Annotated in this window: 15 protein-coding genes; 7 read left to right on the top strand and 8 right to left on the bottom strand. The window is 71.7% G+C overall.

What is annotated here, in order from left to right:
• Window positions 1-31 precede the first annotated feature (31 nt).
• Together ACZ4TR_RS42065 and ACZ4TR_RS42060 are read right to left on the bottom strand one after the other, a co-directional pair.
• Entirely contained in the window at window positions 32-769 is a 738-nt protein-coding gene (locus ACZ4TR_RS42065; RefSeq protein WP_465293792.1) for an isocitrate lyase/PEP mutase family protein, read from the bottom strand.
• Window positions 766-1227: a carboxymuconolactone decarboxylase family protein gene (locus ACZ4TR_RS42060; protein WP_364513298.1), complete on the bottom strand. Its 462-nt coding sequence runs from the start codon at window positions 1225-1227 to the stop codon at window positions 766-768. The genes ACZ4TR_RS42065 and ACZ4TR_RS42060 overlap by 4 nt, the downstream gene beginning before the upstream one ends.
• A gap of 46 nt (window positions 1228-1273) precedes the next feature.
• Between ACZ4TR_RS42060 and pdxR the strand changes: the two genes are divergently transcribed.
• Complete coding sequence (pdxR, locus tag ACZ4TR_RS42055; RefSeq protein WP_465293790.1) at window positions 1274-2650, top strand: MocR-like pyridoxine biosynthesis transcription factor PdxR; 1377 nt, start codon at window positions 1274-1276, stop codon at window positions 2648-2650.
• Window positions 2651-2805: 155 nt separating this feature from the next.
• Here pdxR and ACZ4TR_RS42050 read toward each other — a convergent pair whose 3' ends face one another.
• Entirely contained in the window at window positions 2806-3531 is a 726-nt protein-coding gene (locus ACZ4TR_RS42050; protein WP_465293788.1) for a peptidylprolyl isomerase, read from the bottom strand.
• A gap of 196 nt (window positions 3532-3727) precedes the next feature.
• On the opposite strand from ACZ4TR_RS42050, the gene ACZ4TR_RS42045 reads away from it, so the two are divergent.
• Window positions 3728-4279 carry a DUF6939 family protein gene (locus ACZ4TR_RS42045; protein WP_465293786.1) on the top strand — a complete coding sequence of 184 codons (552 nt, stop codon included), beginning with the start codon at window positions 3728-3730 and terminating at the stop codon, window positions 4277-4279.
• A 290-nt stretch (window positions 4280-4569) separates the two neighbouring features.
• Here ACZ4TR_RS42045 and meaB read toward each other — a convergent pair whose 3' ends face one another.
• Window positions 4570-5535, bottom strand: a complete 966-nt coding sequence (meaB, locus tag ACZ4TR_RS42040; RefSeq protein WP_465293784.1) for a methylmalonyl Co-A mutase-associated GTPase MeaB — start codon at window positions 5533-5535, stop codon at window positions 4570-4572.
• On the bottom strand, window positions 5536-6723 hold the full coding sequence (locus ACZ4TR_RS42035) for an acetyl-CoA C-acetyltransferase (protein ID WP_465293782.1): 1188 nt from the start codon (window positions 6721-6723) through the stop codon (window positions 5536-5538).
• A 137-nt stretch (window positions 6724-6860) separates the two neighbouring features.
• On the opposite strand from ACZ4TR_RS42035, the gene mce reads away from it, so the two are divergent.
• Window positions 6861-7316: a methylmalonyl-CoA epimerase gene (gene mce / locus ACZ4TR_RS42030; RefSeq protein ID WP_329050979.1), complete on the top strand. Its 456-nt coding sequence runs from the start codon at window positions 6861-6863 to the stop codon at window positions 7314-7316.
• A gap of 444 nt (window positions 7317-7760) precedes the next feature.
• Here the strand turns inward: mce and ACZ4TR_RS42025 are convergent, their stop codons facing one another.
• Together ACZ4TR_RS42025 and ACZ4TR_RS42020 are read right to left on the bottom strand one after the other, a co-directional pair.
• Complete coding sequence (locus ACZ4TR_RS42025; protein WP_465293780.1) at window positions 7761-8333, bottom strand: TetR/AcrR family transcriptional regulator; 573 nt, start codon at window positions 8331-8333, stop codon at window positions 7761-7763.
• A 28-nt stretch (window positions 8334-8361) separates the two neighbouring features.
• The gene (locus tag ACZ4TR_RS42020) at window positions 8362-8730 is read right to left on the bottom strand and encodes an SPW repeat domain-containing protein (protein WP_364513321.1); all 369 of its coding nucleotides are present in this window, start codon (window positions 8728-8730) and stop codon (window positions 8362-8364) included.
• Window positions 8731-8935: 205 nt separating this feature from the next.
• Between ACZ4TR_RS42020 and ccrA the strand changes: the two genes are divergently transcribed.
• The 4 genes from ccrA (at window position 8936) to ACZ4TR_RS42000 (ending at window position 13298) form a co-directional block, all read left to right on the top strand.
• Window positions 8936-10276, top strand: coding sequence for a crotonyl-CoA carboxylase/reductase (ccrA, locus tag ACZ4TR_RS42015; protein ID WP_465293778.1), 1341 nt, complete (start codon window positions 8936-8938; stop codon window positions 10274-10276).
• Between the two features lie 156 nt (window positions 10277-10432).
• A complete protein-coding gene (locus ACZ4TR_RS42010) occupies window positions 10433-11641 on the top strand; it encodes a chromosome segregation protein (RefSeq protein ID WP_465293776.1) in 1209 nt (402 codons plus the stop codon).
• A 93-nt stretch (window positions 11642-11734) separates the two neighbouring features.
• A complete protein-coding gene (locus ACZ4TR_RS42005; RefSeq protein WP_364513330.1) occupies window positions 11735-12187 on the top strand; it encodes a universal stress protein in 453 nt (150 codons plus the stop codon).
• Window positions 12188-12191: 4 nt separating this feature from the next.
• A complete protein-coding gene (locus tag ACZ4TR_RS42000; protein WP_465293774.1) occupies window positions 12192-13298 on the top strand; it encodes an adenylate/guanylate cyclase domain-containing protein in 1107 nt (368 codons plus the stop codon).
• A 483-nt stretch (window positions 13299-13781) separates the two neighbouring features.
• On the opposite strand, the gene paaE is transcribed toward ACZ4TR_RS42000, so the two are convergent.
• A complete protein-coding gene (gene paaE, locus ACZ4TR_RS41995; RefSeq protein ID WP_465293772.1) occupies window positions 13782-14831 on the bottom strand; it encodes a 1,2-phenylacetyl-CoA epoxidase subunit PaaE in 1050 nt (349 codons plus the stop codon).
• Window position 14832 lies beyond the last annotated feature (1 nt).

The following is a 14832-nucleotide window of genomic DNA, read 5'->3' as shown; positions in this document are numbered from 1 at the left end:
GCGAGTCACCCTCGCGGCGGCCTTCGGCCATTCAGTAGGGCAGCTTCCCCGCGGCGACGTCCGCGAGGGTCGCTTCGAAGTGTTTCCGGGCGTACTGCCAGAGCCCGCCGCCGAGCGAGATCCTCGCCACGCCCAGTTCGGCGAGACCGCCCAGGCCCGGGCTGCCCGGCCACGCGGGCGCGTTGACGGCGCCGCCGACCCCCCGCACGAACGCCGCCAGCACTTCGGGAGTGCGCAGGTGGATCGGGTAGACGCAGTCGGCGCCGGCTTCGAGGTAGGCCTTCGCCCGGGCGATGCCGTCGACGAGGTGGTCCTCCGGGTCGATGCCACGGAAGGAGTCCACCCGGGCGTTGATCACCAGGCCGTCTCCCGCCGCCGCGCGCAGGGCGGCGATCCGCTCCGCCTGCTCGGCGACCGGCCGCACGCCGCCGGTGGCGTGGTCGGTGTCCTCGAAGTTGCAGCCGACGGCGCCGGCGTCGAGCAGCCGGCCGGCCAGCTCGGCGCCGGAAAGGCCGTAGCCCGACTCCGCATCGACGGTGACGGGAATGTTCACGGCTTTCGCGATGCGCTTCGCCGCGGCGAACATCTCCGCGGCCGGAGCCTTCTCGCCGTCGGGGAAGCCGAGCGCAGACGCCACGGCGATCGAGCTGGTCGCCACGACCGGGAACCCGGCGGCCTCGACGAGCCGGGCCGTGTCGGCGTCCCACGCGTTCGGCAGCACGAGCGGCTTGCCGGGGACGTGCAGCGCCTTGAGGGCGGCGGCGGTCACGCGTCGCGCTTCGGGAGCGGGCTGTGGCTGGTGACGGCCATGCGGTTCCAGCTGTTGATCGCGATGACCTCCCACGCGATCGCGCGGTACTGGTCCTCGGTCAGCACCTTCGTCGCCCGCTCGTAGACGTCGTCGGGCACGCTCTGGGTCGCCGACAGCTTGGTCATCGCCTCGGTGAGGACCAGCGCGGCCTCTTCCTCTTCGGTGAACAGGTCCGTCTCGCGCCAGCCGTCGAGCACGAGCAGCCGGCGCACCGACTCGCCCAGCTCGAGGGCGTCGCGGCTGTGCATGTCGAGGCAGTACGCGCAGCCGTTGAGCTGGGAGGCCCGCATCTTCACCAGCTCGAGCAGTTTCGGGTCGACGCCCGCGTTCGCGGCGGCCTTGTTCACCTCGGCCTGCAGGTTCGCCATCGCCTGGTAGATCTCGGGCGCGCGCCCGAGTCCGATTCGCTTCGTCATGCCATCCACGCTAGCGCCAACTGGTCCACGGGTATGGTCCAGTGGCATGACGGATTCGTGGTCCAGTTCCGGGCTCGACGTCCACCTCGACTGGGTGCCTTCGACCGGCCGAGGCGGCCTCGCGGCGGCGATCCGCGCGGCCATCCGCGACGGCCGGTGGCAGGCGGGCGCGGCGGTGCCGTCGACCCGTTCCCTGGCCCATGACCTGGGCATCGCTCGGGGCACGGTCACCCGGGTGTACGCCGATCTGGCCGCCGAGGGGTACCTGCGCACGGCCCAGGGCGCGCCGACCCGCGTCGCGACGGCGGGCTCGCTGCCCCAGTCCGCGCCGCGGCAGGCACCGCGCGAACCGGCCCCGCGCTGGGACCTACGGCCGGGACGTCCGGACCTGACGGCGTTCCCCCGCCAGGCGTGGATCACCGCGACCCGCCGGGCCCTGCTGCGGACCCCGGCGTCGGCGTTCGGCTACGGGTCGGAGCTGGGCGCCCCCGAGCTGCGGGACACGCTCGCCGGCTACCTCGCCCGGGCCCGCGGGGTGGTCGCGGATCCGGAGCGGATCGTGGTCTGCCACGGGTTTTCGCACGCCATCGCCGTGATTTCCCGGGTCCTTGCCGAGCTGGGCGTCCACGAGACGGCGTTCGAGAACCCGTCCCTGGAGATGTACCGCTCGATCGCGGCGGCGCAGGGCCAGCGGGTCGTCGGCGTCCCGGTGGACGAACACGGCCTGGACGTGTCCGCTTTGGACAGTCCGGCGGTGGTCGTGACGGCGGCGCACCAGTACCCGACCGGCGTCACGCTGGCCCCGGACCGCCGCACCGAGCTGACCCGCTCGGGCGCGTTCGTGCTGGAGGACGACTACGACGGCGAGTTCCGCTTCGACCGCCAGCAGGTCGGGGCGCTGCAGGCGCTGGCGCCGGAGCGGGTGGTGTACGCGGGGACGGCGAGCAAGACCCTGGCCCCGGCGCTGCGGCTGGCGTGGCTGGTGCTGCCGCGCAAGCTGGTGGAGCCGGTCCGCGCGGCGATGGCCGACAGCGGGTCGCGCCCGGCGGTGCTGAACCAGCTGGCCCTGGCGGAGCTGATCGACTCGGGCGCGTACGACCAGCACGTCCGCCGCAGCCGGGCGGAGTACCGCTCCCGCCGCGCTCGTCTGCTGGCGGCGCTGCCGGACTCGGTGCGCCCGCAGGGCATCGCGGCGGGCCTGCACCTGCTGCTGATGCTCCCGCCGGACGGCCCGTCGGAGGCGACGGCCCTGGCGGCCTGCCGCCGCCGCGCGATCGGCATCGAGGGCCTGGAGGAAGACGGCTACTGGATGGACGCCGGCCGCCCCGGCGGCCTGATAGTCGGCTACGCGGCAACCCCGAAACACGCGTTCGCCGGCGCAACCCAAACGCTGGTGGAGGCCCTCTGGGAAATCACCACCTAACCCACCCCCGCCTATCCCCAAGTCCCGCCCCCAATCACACGTGATGCCCCCTCAATCACGCGAGATGCCTCTCCAGTCACGTGTGATGCCCCGTCAATCACACGTGATGCCCGGAGCGGGCCACCCCCGAGCCCGGGAGTGGCCCGCGTCCGCTGTCAGAACCAGCAGTCCGGACGGACCCGAAGCAGCTCCGTCCGCAGCACGGGCGTCCCGTCGACCGGCGCCGGGTCGTCCGCCGTCGGCTGGATCCCACCGGCGGCGACCCGGTCCAGGGTCTTCAGCCCTTCGGCGCCGACCGTGCCGAACACCGTGTAGTTCGGCCGCAGCGCGGAATCGCCGTACACGACGAAGAACTGCGAGCCGTTCGTGTCCGGTCCCGCGTTGGCCATCGCGAGCAACCCGCGCGCGTAGACCTTGCGCGCCCCGGTCGGGTCGGTCGGCGACGGCGGCAGGTCCACCGGCAGCTCGTCCTTGTACTTGTAGCCCGGGCCGCCCTCGCCGGTCGCGCTCGGGTCGCCGCACTGCAGGACCTTCAGCGTCGGGTACGAGGTGAGCCGGTGGCACACCGTGTGGTCGTAGAACCGGTGCCGCGCCAGGTGCAGGAAGCTCTGTACGGTGCACGGCGCCTTGGCGCGGTCGAGCCGCAGCGGCAGCGCGCCCTGGCTGGTCGGGACAGCGACGTCGACCTTGCCGTGGCTCGGCGTGTGGCGCGGGTCGGGCGGTAGCGGCACCGGCCGCGAAGCCGGTTCGTCCGGGGTCTCGGTGTACTGGCACGGCCCGTGCGTCGTCTTCGGCGGCGGCGCCTCGGCCGCGGTGGCGACGCCGTTGCCGGCCACGAACAACGCCCCTGCCGCCAGCGCGGTGACGAGTGTCTTTCTCATTCTGCACGCCCTCCCAGTGATCGCCCGGTTCCGGAGCGCCCCGCAGTCTAGGGCGCGGCACCGACAACAAGAACCGGCGAAAGTCGCCCATGTCAGCCGGTCGGGTGAACCTCGGCGGCCGGACCCCGGAAATTGTCGGACCCCCGGAGCACGATGGCCATCACGCGGCAAAGCGCCGCCCGGCAAAGGGGGAGACATGACGGTCCACGTGGTCAACCGCAGGAGAAACGCAGTGGTGGCAAGGTTTCCGGAGGCGATGGTCGTGGACGTGACGTCGCGCGGGCCGGAGCCGTGGGTGCGGTTCAGCCCGTTCTACCCGCACGGCGGCATCCCGGTGCCGTACTCCCCGGGGGTCGAGAGCGCGTCGGTCGAGGGGATCCGGCAGGCGCTGAAAGTCTTCCGCGGCAGGGGAATCGACGAGGGGAAGCTCCGGATCAAGTCGATGAGGGGCCTGAAGCGCACGGTCCGCAAGTACGGCGAAGTGGTCGGCCACCGCGCCGGTGTCGCGGGCACCGAACTGCTGCCGTACGAGCAGGCTCGAAGACGGATCTACCTGCCGTCCTACCGCTGGGTGCTGGAAAACAGGCTGGCCGACCTGGTCACCGAGCTCCGGGAAACGAGCGCGAAGCGGGACATCGTCCTGCTCGATTACACCACCAACAGCCAGGTCGAGGACCTGACGAAGCCGTTGTCCCACGCGGCATTGCTGCGCGCGCACCTCGCCGGGGAGTGGCCGTGGACGCTGTGACCTCGACGCTCGCCCGGATCCAGCACGCACTCGGCGACCACGGCCGCATCCGCGCCTGGCCCGCCAACGGCGGCATCTCCGCGCTCCTCAACCGCCTCACCACCAGCCGGATCCGCGCGTGGCTCGCCGACCGCGGCATCTCCGCACTCCACAACCAGCCCACCACCAGCCGGCTCCACGTCTCCGGGCTCCGCGATCGGCTCACCCTGAGCCGAGGCCTGATTCTCCGGACCCGTTCCCGGCCTATCCCCCACCGCGGGCCGAGTTCCCAGCCCACCAACGGCGGTAGCTCAGCTCCGCAGGTCCGCGATCAGCTCGTCGGCGGCGGCGAACGGGTCGATCTCCCGCGCCACGACGCGCTCGGCGACCCCGGCAAGCCGTCCCCCGCCCCGCAGGTCGGCCAGCTCGGCCCGCAACCGGCGCACGGCGATGGCCTCGACCTCGTCGCGCGCCCGCGCGATCCGGCGCCGGGCCAGCTCGTCGTGCTCCACCAGCCAGTCGTGGTGGGCGGCCAACGCCCCCACGACCTCGTCGACGCCCTCGCCCTTCGCCGCAACCGTCCGCACGATCGGCTGGCGCCAGCTCGCGCCCCGGATCTCTCGGCGCGCCAGCGAAATCATCTGTTTGAGGTCGTGCACCGTCGCGTCCGCGCCCTCGCGGTCGGCCTTGTTCACGACGAAGACGTCGGCGATCTCCAGCACCCCCGCCTTCGCGGCCTGGATGCCGTCGCCCATTCCCGGCGCGAGCAGCACCACCGTGGTGTCGGCCAGCTTCACGACGTCCACTTCGGACTGTCCGACGCCGACGGTCTCGATCAGCACCACGTCGAAGCCGGCGGCGTCGAGCACGCGCACCGCCTGCGGGGTCGCCCACGACAGCCCGCCGAGGTGCCCGCGCGTGGCCATCGAGCGGATGAACACGCCGGGATCGGTGGCGTGCTCGGTCATCCGGATCCGGTCGCCGAGCAGCGCGCCGCCCGAAAACGGCGAAGACGGGTCGATCGCGAGCACCCCGACCCGCTTGCCCTCCGCGCGCAACGCGGTGAGCAGCGCCGACGTCGAAGTCGACTTGCCGACCCCCGGAGGGCCGGTGAGCCCGACGATCCGGGCCCGCCCGGTGTGCGGGGTCAGCGCCCGGGCGATCTCGGCGACGCGGGGATGGGCGTCCTCGACCAGCGACAGCAGCCGCGCGACGGCACGGGGCTGCCCGTCCCGCGCGCGGCCGACCAGGTCGTCGAGGTCCAGTGCACCGGCCACTTACGCGGTCGGCACCCGCAGCAGGAGGGCGTCACCCTGGCCGCCGCCACCGCACAGCGCGGCCGCGCCGAGCCCGCCACCGCGGCGGCGCAACTCGTGGATCAGGTGCACGGCGAGCCGGGCCCCGGAAGCGCCGATCGGGTGGCCGAGCGCGATGGCGCCGCCGTTGACGTTGACCTTCTCCGGGTCGAGGCCGAGCTTCTCGGTGGAGACGAGCCCGACCGCGGCGAAGGCCTCGTTGATCTCGACGAGGTCGAGCGCGCCGGTGCCGAGGTTCGCCTTCGCCAAGGCGGCGAGGATGGCGTTCGACGGCTGCTCGTGGAGGCTCGCGTCCGGGCCGGCGACGACGCCGTGCGCGCCGATCTCGGCGATCGGCGTGAGGCCGAGTTCCTCGGCCTTCGCCTTGCTGGCCACGACGACCGCGGCGGCGCCGTCGGAGATCTGCGAGGCCGAGCCCGCGGTGATGGTGCCGTCGGAGGCGAAGGCGGGACGCAGCTTGGCGAGGCCTTCGGCGGTGGTGTCGGCGCGGACGCCTTCGTCGGTGTCGAAGACCACCGGGTCGCCCTTGCGCTGCGGGATGGAGACCGGCGCGATCTCGTCGGCGAAGTAGCCGTTCTTGATCGCCTCGGCCGCGCGCTGGTGCGAGCGGGCGGAGAACGCGTCCTGCTGCTCGCGGGTGACGCCGTAGCGGGAGTTGTACTTCTCCGTCGAGGAGCCCATGGCGACCTGGTCGAAGGCGCAGAAGAGCCCGTCGTAGGCCATGTGGTCGACGAGCGTCGTGTCGCCGTACTTGAAGCCGGAGCGGGACTTCGGCAGCAGGTGCGGTGCCTGGGTCATCGACTCCTGGCCACCGGCGACGACGATGTCGAACTCGCCGGCCCGGATCAGCTGGTCGGCGAGCGCGATCGCGTCGAGGCCGGACAGGCAGACCTTGTTGATCGTCAGGGCCGGCACGCTCATCGGGATGCCCGCGGCGACCGCGGCCTGGCGGGCCGGGATCTGGCCGGCGCCGGCGGTCAGCACCTGGCCCATGATCGTGTACTGCACCGCGTCCGGGGCGACTCCGGCGCGTTCGAGGGCCGCCTTGATCGCGACCCCGCCCAGCTGCGCCCCCGAGAAGTCCTTGAGGGACCCGAGCAGGCGCCCGATCGGCGTACGGGCGGCACCCAGGATCACGGAACCGGACACGGCGTCCTCCAAGCTTCGGCGCATGGGCAGTTTTTCCGACCATACCCGGAGGGTGGGCTTCTTGATGGAGCCAGTGTGAGGCGGGGCACGCGACGATTCGGGGTCGACGCCAGTCCGGAGCGCCCTATCCTGCCCCCATGAATGACGCCCTGCGGCCGTTCGTGACGGCCATCGACCACGTCGGCATCGCGGTCCCGGACCTGGACGCGGCCATCGAGTTCCACCGCGCGCACTTCGGCCTGGAAGTGGCGCACGAGGAGGTGAACGAGGAGCAGGGAGTGCGGGAGGCGATGCTGCGCGCGCCCGGCACGGCGGGCACGGAGACGCAGATCCAGCTCCTCGCCCCGCTGCGCGACGACTCGGCGATCGGCAAGTTCCTGGCCAAGAGCGGCCCGGGGCTGCAGCAGCTGGCGTACCGCGTGTCCGATGTGGACGCGGCGGCGGCGGCGCTGCGCGAGCAGGGCCTGCGCCTGCTGTACGAGGCGGCGAAGCGCGGAACGTCGAACAGCCGGGTGAACTTCGTCCACCCGAAGGACGCGGGCGGCGTCCTGGTGGAGCTGGTCGAGCCGGCCAAGGACGGCGCCGCGCACTGACGGCGATCCCGTTCCGGCGAAACGACTCCGGCGCGGCCAAGGCGCACACCGGTGACAACCAGGCGGGCGGAGCGGCGGGAGGGAGTGGGGGCGGGCGGGGCGGGGGGCCGGGACAGCAATCCGACGACGGCACTCCCCCGCGCCGCGCACCGGCATCGGACCGCGCCCCACGAGCCGGAGCTGCGTATCAGTTGCCCTCCGCGCGAGGTCCGCGCCCCAAGAGCCCCGGATCGGCTGCCCTCCGCACGAAGTGCGAGGCCACGAGCCGGAGCCCTGGATCCGCGCCCTCCACGCGAGGTACGCGCCCCACGAGCCGGAGCTGCGTATCCGCGTCCTCCGCGCAAGGTACGCGGCCCACGAGCCCGGAGCTGCGCATCCGCCACCCGCCGCGCAAGGCGCGGCCCAGGCGACCGCTACACCGGTGCGGCCGCAGCGGCCCCGCGCCTAAGCCGGCGCCGTCTTCGACGCGAGGGCGTCGGCGATGAACGTCAGCTCGCCGTCGAACTCGGCGGGCAGGTCGTCGTCGGAATGGCGGGCCGTGGCGTGCCGGTGGCTGACCGCGCGGGCCAGCAGGCCCGACGCGCGGTCGACGTCGGCCGGGGGTACGCCGCCGCCCGTTGCCGCCAGGATCACCGCGTGGACCTGGCGCACGAGCACCTGGAAGCGCTCGTGGAGGGCGTCGCGGACGACGTGGTGGGTGTCCGCCTCGCGCCACAGCAGGTGCGAGAGCCCGAGCGATCGGCTGAAGCGGTGGTCTAGTTCGCGGACGAGCCGCCGCAGGCTGCCCACGAGGTCGCCGGGCACGACGACCACGGCCGGCTCGATGCGCTCGTCGGGCAGCCGCTCGACAAGCGCCGTGAGCAGGTCCGCCTTGTGCCGGAAGTAGTAGTGCACCAGCCCCTTCGGCACCCCGGCCCGCTCGGCGATGCGAGAGGTCGGGGTGGCGTCGAAGCCGGACTCGGCGAAGAGCGCCTCGGCGGCGCAGAGGATGCGCTCCTTCGCCGAATCCTCGGTCATTCCGGTGCCTCCAAGGCTGTCGAAACCGTCAGTGCTGGCCGGCGGTGCGGTGCGCGGCGTTCGCGACCGGCATGGCTGCCGCGCCGGCGATGATCGTCAGCACCCCGGCGATCCAGGACGTCCAGGAAGCGCCGTTGAACTCCGTGTATCCCATCACCCACGGCGCGATGAAGAACAGCACGCCGAGCGCGATCTGGATGCCTTCGCCGTAGACCATGCCCGGCATCGCCAGCGACACCAGGCCGTCGAGTGCGATCAACGCGCCCAGGACGACCATCGTCCACATCGCGGTCGAGTCCGTGCTCAGCCAAAGGGGTGAAAGAGCGGCGACAACCCCGATGACGACCTCGGCCCAATCGTGCGGCCGGGCCCAGGCGCGCGTAGAGACTTCACTCATTCGTGCTCACCTCCGTCGGTGAAACTGCTGGTCGGGTGGGTGTTCCCACTGCCGATGATCCGCTTGACTGGCCAGCCGGTCAAGACTGATCGGTCACAGTTCGTCGTGTAATCGTGCTGTCCGTCTCGTACAGTTGTGTGCGCGAGTTACCGGCGAGTAATTTCTGCCGCCAACGCCGTTGACCCCCATCTCCGCGGAGGAACCGATGACGCAGCTCGGCGAGATCCAGCAGGCCATCCTGAACGGCGAGTCCGCCGCGGTCGGCTCCCTGCCCGTGCCCGAGAGCTACCGCGGGGTGACCGTGCGCGCCGACGAAGTCGACATGTTCGAGGGCCTCGAGAGCCGGGACAAGGACCCGCGCAAGTCGCTGCACGTCGACGACGTCCCCGTCCCCGAGCTGGGGCCGGGCGAGGCGCTGGTCGCCGTGATGGCGAGCGCGATCAACTACAACACCGTGTGGACGTCGATCTTCGAGCCGATCCCCACGTTCAAGTTCCTCAAGAAGTACGGGAAGCTCTCGCCGCTGGCCAAGCGGCACGACCTGCCGTACCACGTCGTGGGGTCGGACCTGGCCGGCGTCGTGCTGCGCACCGGCGTCGGCGTGCACAACTGGAAGCCGGGCGACGAGGTCGTCGCGCACTGCCTGAACGTCGAGCTCGAAAGCCCGGACGGGCACAACGACACGATGCTCGACACCGAGCAGCGGATCTGGGGCTTCGAGACGAACTTCGGCGGCCTCGCCGAGATCGCGCTGGTCAAGGCCAACCAGCTGATGCCGAAGCCGGACCACCTGACCTGGGAGGAAGCCGCCTCCCCCGGCCTGGTCAACTCCACCGCCTACCGCCAGCTGGTCTCGCGCAACGGTGCGGACATGAAGCAGGGCGACGTCGTCTTGATCTGGGGCGCTTCGGGCGGCCTCGGCTCCTACGCGACGCAGTACGCGCTGAACGGCGGCGCGATCCCGGTGTGTGTCGTCTCCAGCCCGGAGAAGGCGGCGATCTGCCGCAAGCTCGGCGCCGAGCTGATCATCGACCGCAGCGCGGAGGACTACAAGTTCTGGAAGAACGACACTGAGCAGGACCCGAAGGAGTGGCAGCGCTTCGGCGCGAAGATCCGCGAGCTGACCGGCGGTGACGACCCGGACATCGTGTTCGAGCACCCGGGCCGGGAGACGTTCGGCGCGTCCGTCTACGCCGCGCGCAAGGGCGGCACGATCGTCACGTGCGCGTCGACGTCGGGGTACATGCACCAGTACGACAACCGCTACCTGTGGATGAACCTGAAGCGGATCATCGGCTCCCACTTCGCGAACTACCGCGAGTCCTGGGAAGCGAACCGGCTGATCTCGAAGGGCCTGATCCACCCGACGCTGTCGAAGACGTACTCGCTCGAAGACACCGGGCAGGCCGCGCTGGACGTGCACCGCAACGCCCACCAGGGCAAGGTCGGCGTGCTCGCCCTCGCCCCGCAGGAAGGCCTCGGCGTCCGCGACGAGGAGAAGCGCGCGAAGCACATCGAGGGGATCAACGCCTTCCGCGGCGCCTGATCCACGACGACGCCGGGGGCGGCTCCGCTCCCGGCGTCGGAATCCACCGCGGTACGACCGGATCCGGCCAGTTCCCTTCGCCGCATCACACGGCGCGCTCGGCGCACGGTACGGGTGCTCACCCGTCCGTGACCGGACTGCGACTACGGTAGGCGCATGAGCCTTGGCGATGAACGGGAGCTTGTGCCGCTGGGAGCCGGCTTCGACGTGGCGAAGCGCGGGTACAGCCGAGCACAGGTCGACGAGCACCTCGAACGGCTGGACGCCGACCTCAAGATGCTCACTGCGGATCGGGACGCCGCCATCGCGCAGGCCGGCGACCTCGCCCGGCAGCTGGAGATCGCGCGCGGCGAGATCGCGGACCTGCGCGGGCAGGTCGACCGGCTGGCCCAGCCGCCGACGAGCGTCGAAGGCCTGTCCGAGCGGCTGCAGCGGATGCTGCGCCTCGCACAGGACGAATCCGCCGACACGCGCGCCCGCGCCGAGGCCGAGGCCGGGCACATCCGGGCCAAGGCCGAGACGGACGCGAGCGCCATGCGCGCCCGCTACGAGCAGCTGCTCACCGAGCTCGACCTGCGCCGCAAGGAGATGGAGGCGGAGCACCGCAAGGTGCTCGAGGACGCCCGCGCGCAGGCCAAGGAGATCACCGACAAGGCCGAGGCGGAGCGCACGCGGCTCGACACCGAGTCGGCGGACCGCCGCACCAAGGTCGAAGAGGACTTCGAGATCGCGATGGCCTCGCGCCGCACCGAGGCGATGCGCGTGCTGGCCGAGCAGGAGGCGGCGAGCAAGGCCGAGGCCGCGCGCCGCGTCCAGGAAGCGACGCAGGACGCCGCCGACATCCGCGCGAAGATCCTCGAAGAGGAGAAGACCACCAGGGCCGAGATCGACCGCCGGCAGCGGGAGTCGGTCGCGGACGCGAACAAGCGCCGTCAGGACTCGATCAACGAGGCGAACGCCCGGCTCGCGGAGGCCGCCGACGAGGCGCGGCGCCGCGTGACGACGGCGACCGAGGAGTCGAACCGGCGGATCACCCAGGCCAACGAGCGCGTCGACGCCCTGCGCAAGGTGCGCGGCGGGCTGGCCGAGCAGGTCCGCGCGGCGCGGGCGGTGCTGGCCGAGGCGCACACCGTCCTCGGCGACGAGGTGAAGGTGCCCGCCGACGTCACGGCCGATCTCAAGGCGGACGACCTGAAGGCCGACGCCGACACCGGGAAGACGAAGCCGGTGGGCGACGTCGAGGAGACGATCCGGATCAAGGCGTCGGACGTCCCGAAGCCGCCGCAGGCCCCCAAGCAGTCGCCCAAGCCCGCCCCGAAGCCCACTCCGCGGCCAAGCGGAGCGCGAAAAGCGACTGGCGAGTAACCTTCCACCCGACACGGGCGCGGACGAGGCGGCGCGGTCGATCCCGACCGGCCATCGTCCCAGCTCACGCGGGATCACCTGGAGGTTTTGCGCATGGGTGCGGCATATCGGACCGTGGTGGTGGGCACGGACGGCTCGGAGTCCTCGTTCGCGGCGGTGGACCGCGCGGCGGCGGTGGCCGGCGACGCGGGCGCCACGCTCGTCATCGCGTGTGCGTTCTACCCGGCCAGCAAGACCGACGTCGAGAAGGCCCAGGACGTCCTCGGTGACGAGGCGTACCAGGTCGTCGGCTCGGCCCCGGCCGAGGACACCCTGCAGTCCGCGCGGGACCGGGCGGTGCGGGCCGGCGCGGAGAAGATCGACACGGTCGCGGTCAAGGGCGACCCGGTCGACTCGCTGCGCAAGGTCGTGCACGAGCGCGAGGCCGACCTGCTGGTGGTCGGCAACCGCGGGCTGAACACGATCGCCGGCCGGATCCTGGGCTCGGTGCCGTCGGAGGTGGCGCGCAAGTCCGGCGTGGACGTGTTGATCGTCCACACGACCTGAGCACGTGGCCGATTCGAGCGAAGAGCTCCAGCAGCGGCTCGAACGCGTCCTGCTCGGCGGCAGGCGGAAGTACACGCGGCTCGAAGTGGCCGAGAAGGCCGGCGTGCCCGAAGAGCGGTCTCGCCGGCTTTGGCGCGCCCTGGGGTTCGCGACGGTGCGCGACGACGAGGTCGTCTTCACGGACGCGGACGTCGAGGCGATGCGGACGGCGGACCAGCTGGTCCAGTCGGGGCTGATCGACCCGAGCATCGAGGTGTCGGTGACGCGCGCGCTCGGGCAGCACCTGTCGCGGCTGGCCGAGTGGCAGGTCGACATGCTCTGGGAGCTGGTCAAGGAGCAGCCGGAGCTGGGCCGCAGCGAGCGCCAGGTGGCCCGCCTGGTCGACCGGCTGCTGCCGGAGCTCGAGCGGGTGCAGAACTTCGTCTGGCGCCGCCACCTGGCGGCGTACGCGGGGCGAGCGTTCGCGGCGGCGGGCGACAACGTCGAGGCGCGCACGGAAGTGGTCGGGTTCGTCGACATGGTCGGCTACACGCGCCTGACGCGCCAGATCGACGAAGAGGAGCTGAGCCGGGTCCTCGACGCGTTCGAGCTGCTCGCGGCGGAGACGATCGCCGAGCACCACGGCCGCGTGGTGAAGATGATCGGCGACGAGGTTCTGTTCGTCGCGGACGCGGCGGTCGACGCGGCGGAGATCGCCCTGGCGCTGACGGAGCGCACATCGGCGGACGAAAGCCTGCCGGCGGTCCGCGCGGGGATGGCTTCGGGCCGGATCCTGTCGCGCTTCGGCGACGTGTACGGCTCGGTGGTCAACCTGGCGGCCCGCCTGACCTCGGTGGCCCGCCCGGGCACGATCCTGGTGGACCGCGAGCTGGCTTCGGAGCTTTCGGAGGAGAAGGCGTACGAGCTGCGGCCCCGGAGGCCGGTGACGGTCCGGGGCTACAACCGCCTGCGCCCGGCGGCGCTGCGGCGGGCGAGTGAGGCGCCGACGGGGATGTTCGCGAGTTCGCAGCAGCTGGCGGCGGAGATGCTGGGGTTGACTGACCCGGCTACCGAGCCTGCGGGCGAAGAGACCGAGTCACGCTCTCGCCGCCGGCGGCGGCGTATTCGCTGACCTCGCGGCCCGGGGCAGGCGAGTCCGAAAGACCCCGGCTTCGCCCGAGTAAGAAAAGACCGAGCTGCTCTCTTCCGGCCGCCGACGGCGGCGTGCCCGCTGACCTCGCGGCCGCCGGCAGGCCCTTCCAGTGAGGTGCTCACGAAGGCGAAATGGCGCCGCTGGATCGCTGCGGCGGCGTACCGCTGGCCGCACAGCCACCTGGTAAACAGGCCCGGCCGCTCCCAGTGAGGTCCTCGCGAAGGTGAAAGGGCGCCCGCTGGATCGCTGTGGCGGCGGCTCGAACGTCTTGAATGACTCATTCCTGGCGTCGGATGAGATGAATGAGTCATTCAAGACACCGCAACCCGGCAGGCAGCCCCCGCCGCTCCCAGGGGGGCGTCCCCAGGCCAAGTCTACCGGCGCCACCCGACGGAACTCGGGAAAAAGCCGTTGGGCGGCACGGTTGTCCACAAGTCGGCCGGCCTGTGGACAACCAGGGCCTCAAGCGTCGAAGTCGACCGTGATCGTCTCCGAGACCGGGTAAGACTGGCATGTCAGCACGAAACCCGCCTCCACCTCCGCCTCCTCCAACGCGAAGTTGCGCCGCAGGTCGACCTTGCCCTCCGTGACCCGCGCCCGGCACGTGCCGCACACCCCGCCCTTGCACGCGAACGGCAGGTCCGGGCGGAAGCGCTGGGCACCGTCCAGTACCGAGGACGTCCGCGGCAACGTCGTCGTCGACGCGCGGCCGTCCAGGACCACGCGGACCTCCGACGACTCGCCCGCCACCGTCGGGTCGAGGTGCTCCACCGGTGTGGGTGGTGTGTCGACGTAGAACAGTTCCTGGTGCACCCGGGAAGCGGGGACGCCGAGCGAAACCAGAAGTTCACGGGCGCCGGAAACCATCTCGAAGGGGCCGCACAGCCACCAATGGTCCACAGAGGACACCGGAATCAACGATGAGAACAACGAGCGCAGCTTCGGCACGTCCAGGCGTCCCGTGAACAGCTCCGCCTCGCGGGGCTCGCGGGACAGCACGTGGATCAGCTCCAGCCGCGAGGGCGCCCGGTCCTTCAGGTCCGCCAGCTCGTCCGCGAACATCACCGTGTCCGTGCGGCGGTTGCCGTACAGCACCGTCACCGTGGCCGTCGAAAAGCGCAGCAGCGACGACACGATCGACAACACCGGGGTGATGCCCGAACCCGCCGCGATCAACACGTGGTGGCCGCCGGCGGACAGGTCCGGCGTGAACGATCCCGTGGGCGTGGCCACCTCGATCGTGTCGCCCGGGCGGACCTCGTTCACCAGCCAGGACGAGAACAACCCGTCCGGGACCAGCCGGACGCCGACCCGGGGTGCCGTGCCCGCCGCCGCGCAGATCGAGTACGAGCGGCGTTCGTCGCGGCCCTCCACCGATCGGCGCAGCGTCAGCGACTGACCCGGTTCGAACGCGAATTCGGCGGCCAAGGAATCGGGCACGTCGAACGTCACCGCGACCGCGTCCTCGCACAACCGCGTGACGTCCGCGACCTTCAGGGGGTGAAACGCCACC

It is taken from the genome of Amycolatopsis sp. NPDC028719 (genome assembly GCF_055565395.1).
Note: the sequence above shows the minus strand (reverse complement) of the source record. Positions and strands in the feature narration are given on the sequence as shown.

What these genes read in the sequence shown, in the direction of transcription:
- ACZ4TR_RS42050 (WP_465293788.1), bottom strand. Translation starts at nt 3,531, where the DNA reads ATGAGAAAGACACTCGTCACCGCGCTGGCGGCAGGGGCGTTGTTCGTG.
- ccrA (WP_465293778.1), top strand. Translation starts at nt 8,936, where the DNA reads ATGACGCAGCTCGGCGAGATCCAGCAGGCCATCCTGAACGGCGAGTCC.
- ACZ4TR_RS42060 (WP_364513298.1), bottom strand. Translation starts at nt 1,227, where the DNA reads ATGACGAAGCGAATCGGACTCGGGCGCGCGCCCGAGATCTACCAGGCG.
- ACZ4TR_RS42005 (WP_364513330.1), top strand. Translation starts at nt 11,735, where the DNA reads ATGGGTGCGGCATATCGGACCGTGGTGGTGGGCACGGACGGCTCGGAG.
- ACZ4TR_RS42010 (WP_465293776.1), top strand. Translation starts at nt 10,433, where the DNA reads ATGAGCCTTGGCGATGAACGGGAGCTTGTGCCGCTGGGAGCCGGCTTC.
- ACZ4TR_RS42025 (WP_465293780.1), bottom strand. Translation starts at nt 8,333, where the DNA reads ATGACCGAGGATTCGGCGAAGGAGCGCATCCTCTGCGCCGCCGAGGCG.
- ACZ4TR_RS42045 (WP_465293786.1), top strand. Translation starts at nt 3,728, where the DNA reads ATGACGGTCCACGTGGTCAACCGCAGGAGAAACGCAGTGGTGGCAAGG.
- mce (WP_329050979.1), top strand. Translation starts at nt 6,861, where the DNA reads ATGAATGACGCCCTGCGGCCGTTCGTGACGGCCATCGACCACGTCGGC.
- pdxR (WP_465293790.1), top strand. Translation starts at nt 1,274, where the DNA reads ATGACGGATTCGTGGTCCAGTTCCGGGCTCGACGTCCACCTCGACTGG.
- ACZ4TR_RS42020 (WP_364513321.1), bottom strand. Translation starts at nt 8,730, where the DNA reads ATGAGTGAAGTCTCTACGCGCGCCTGGGCCCGGCCGCACGATTGGGCC.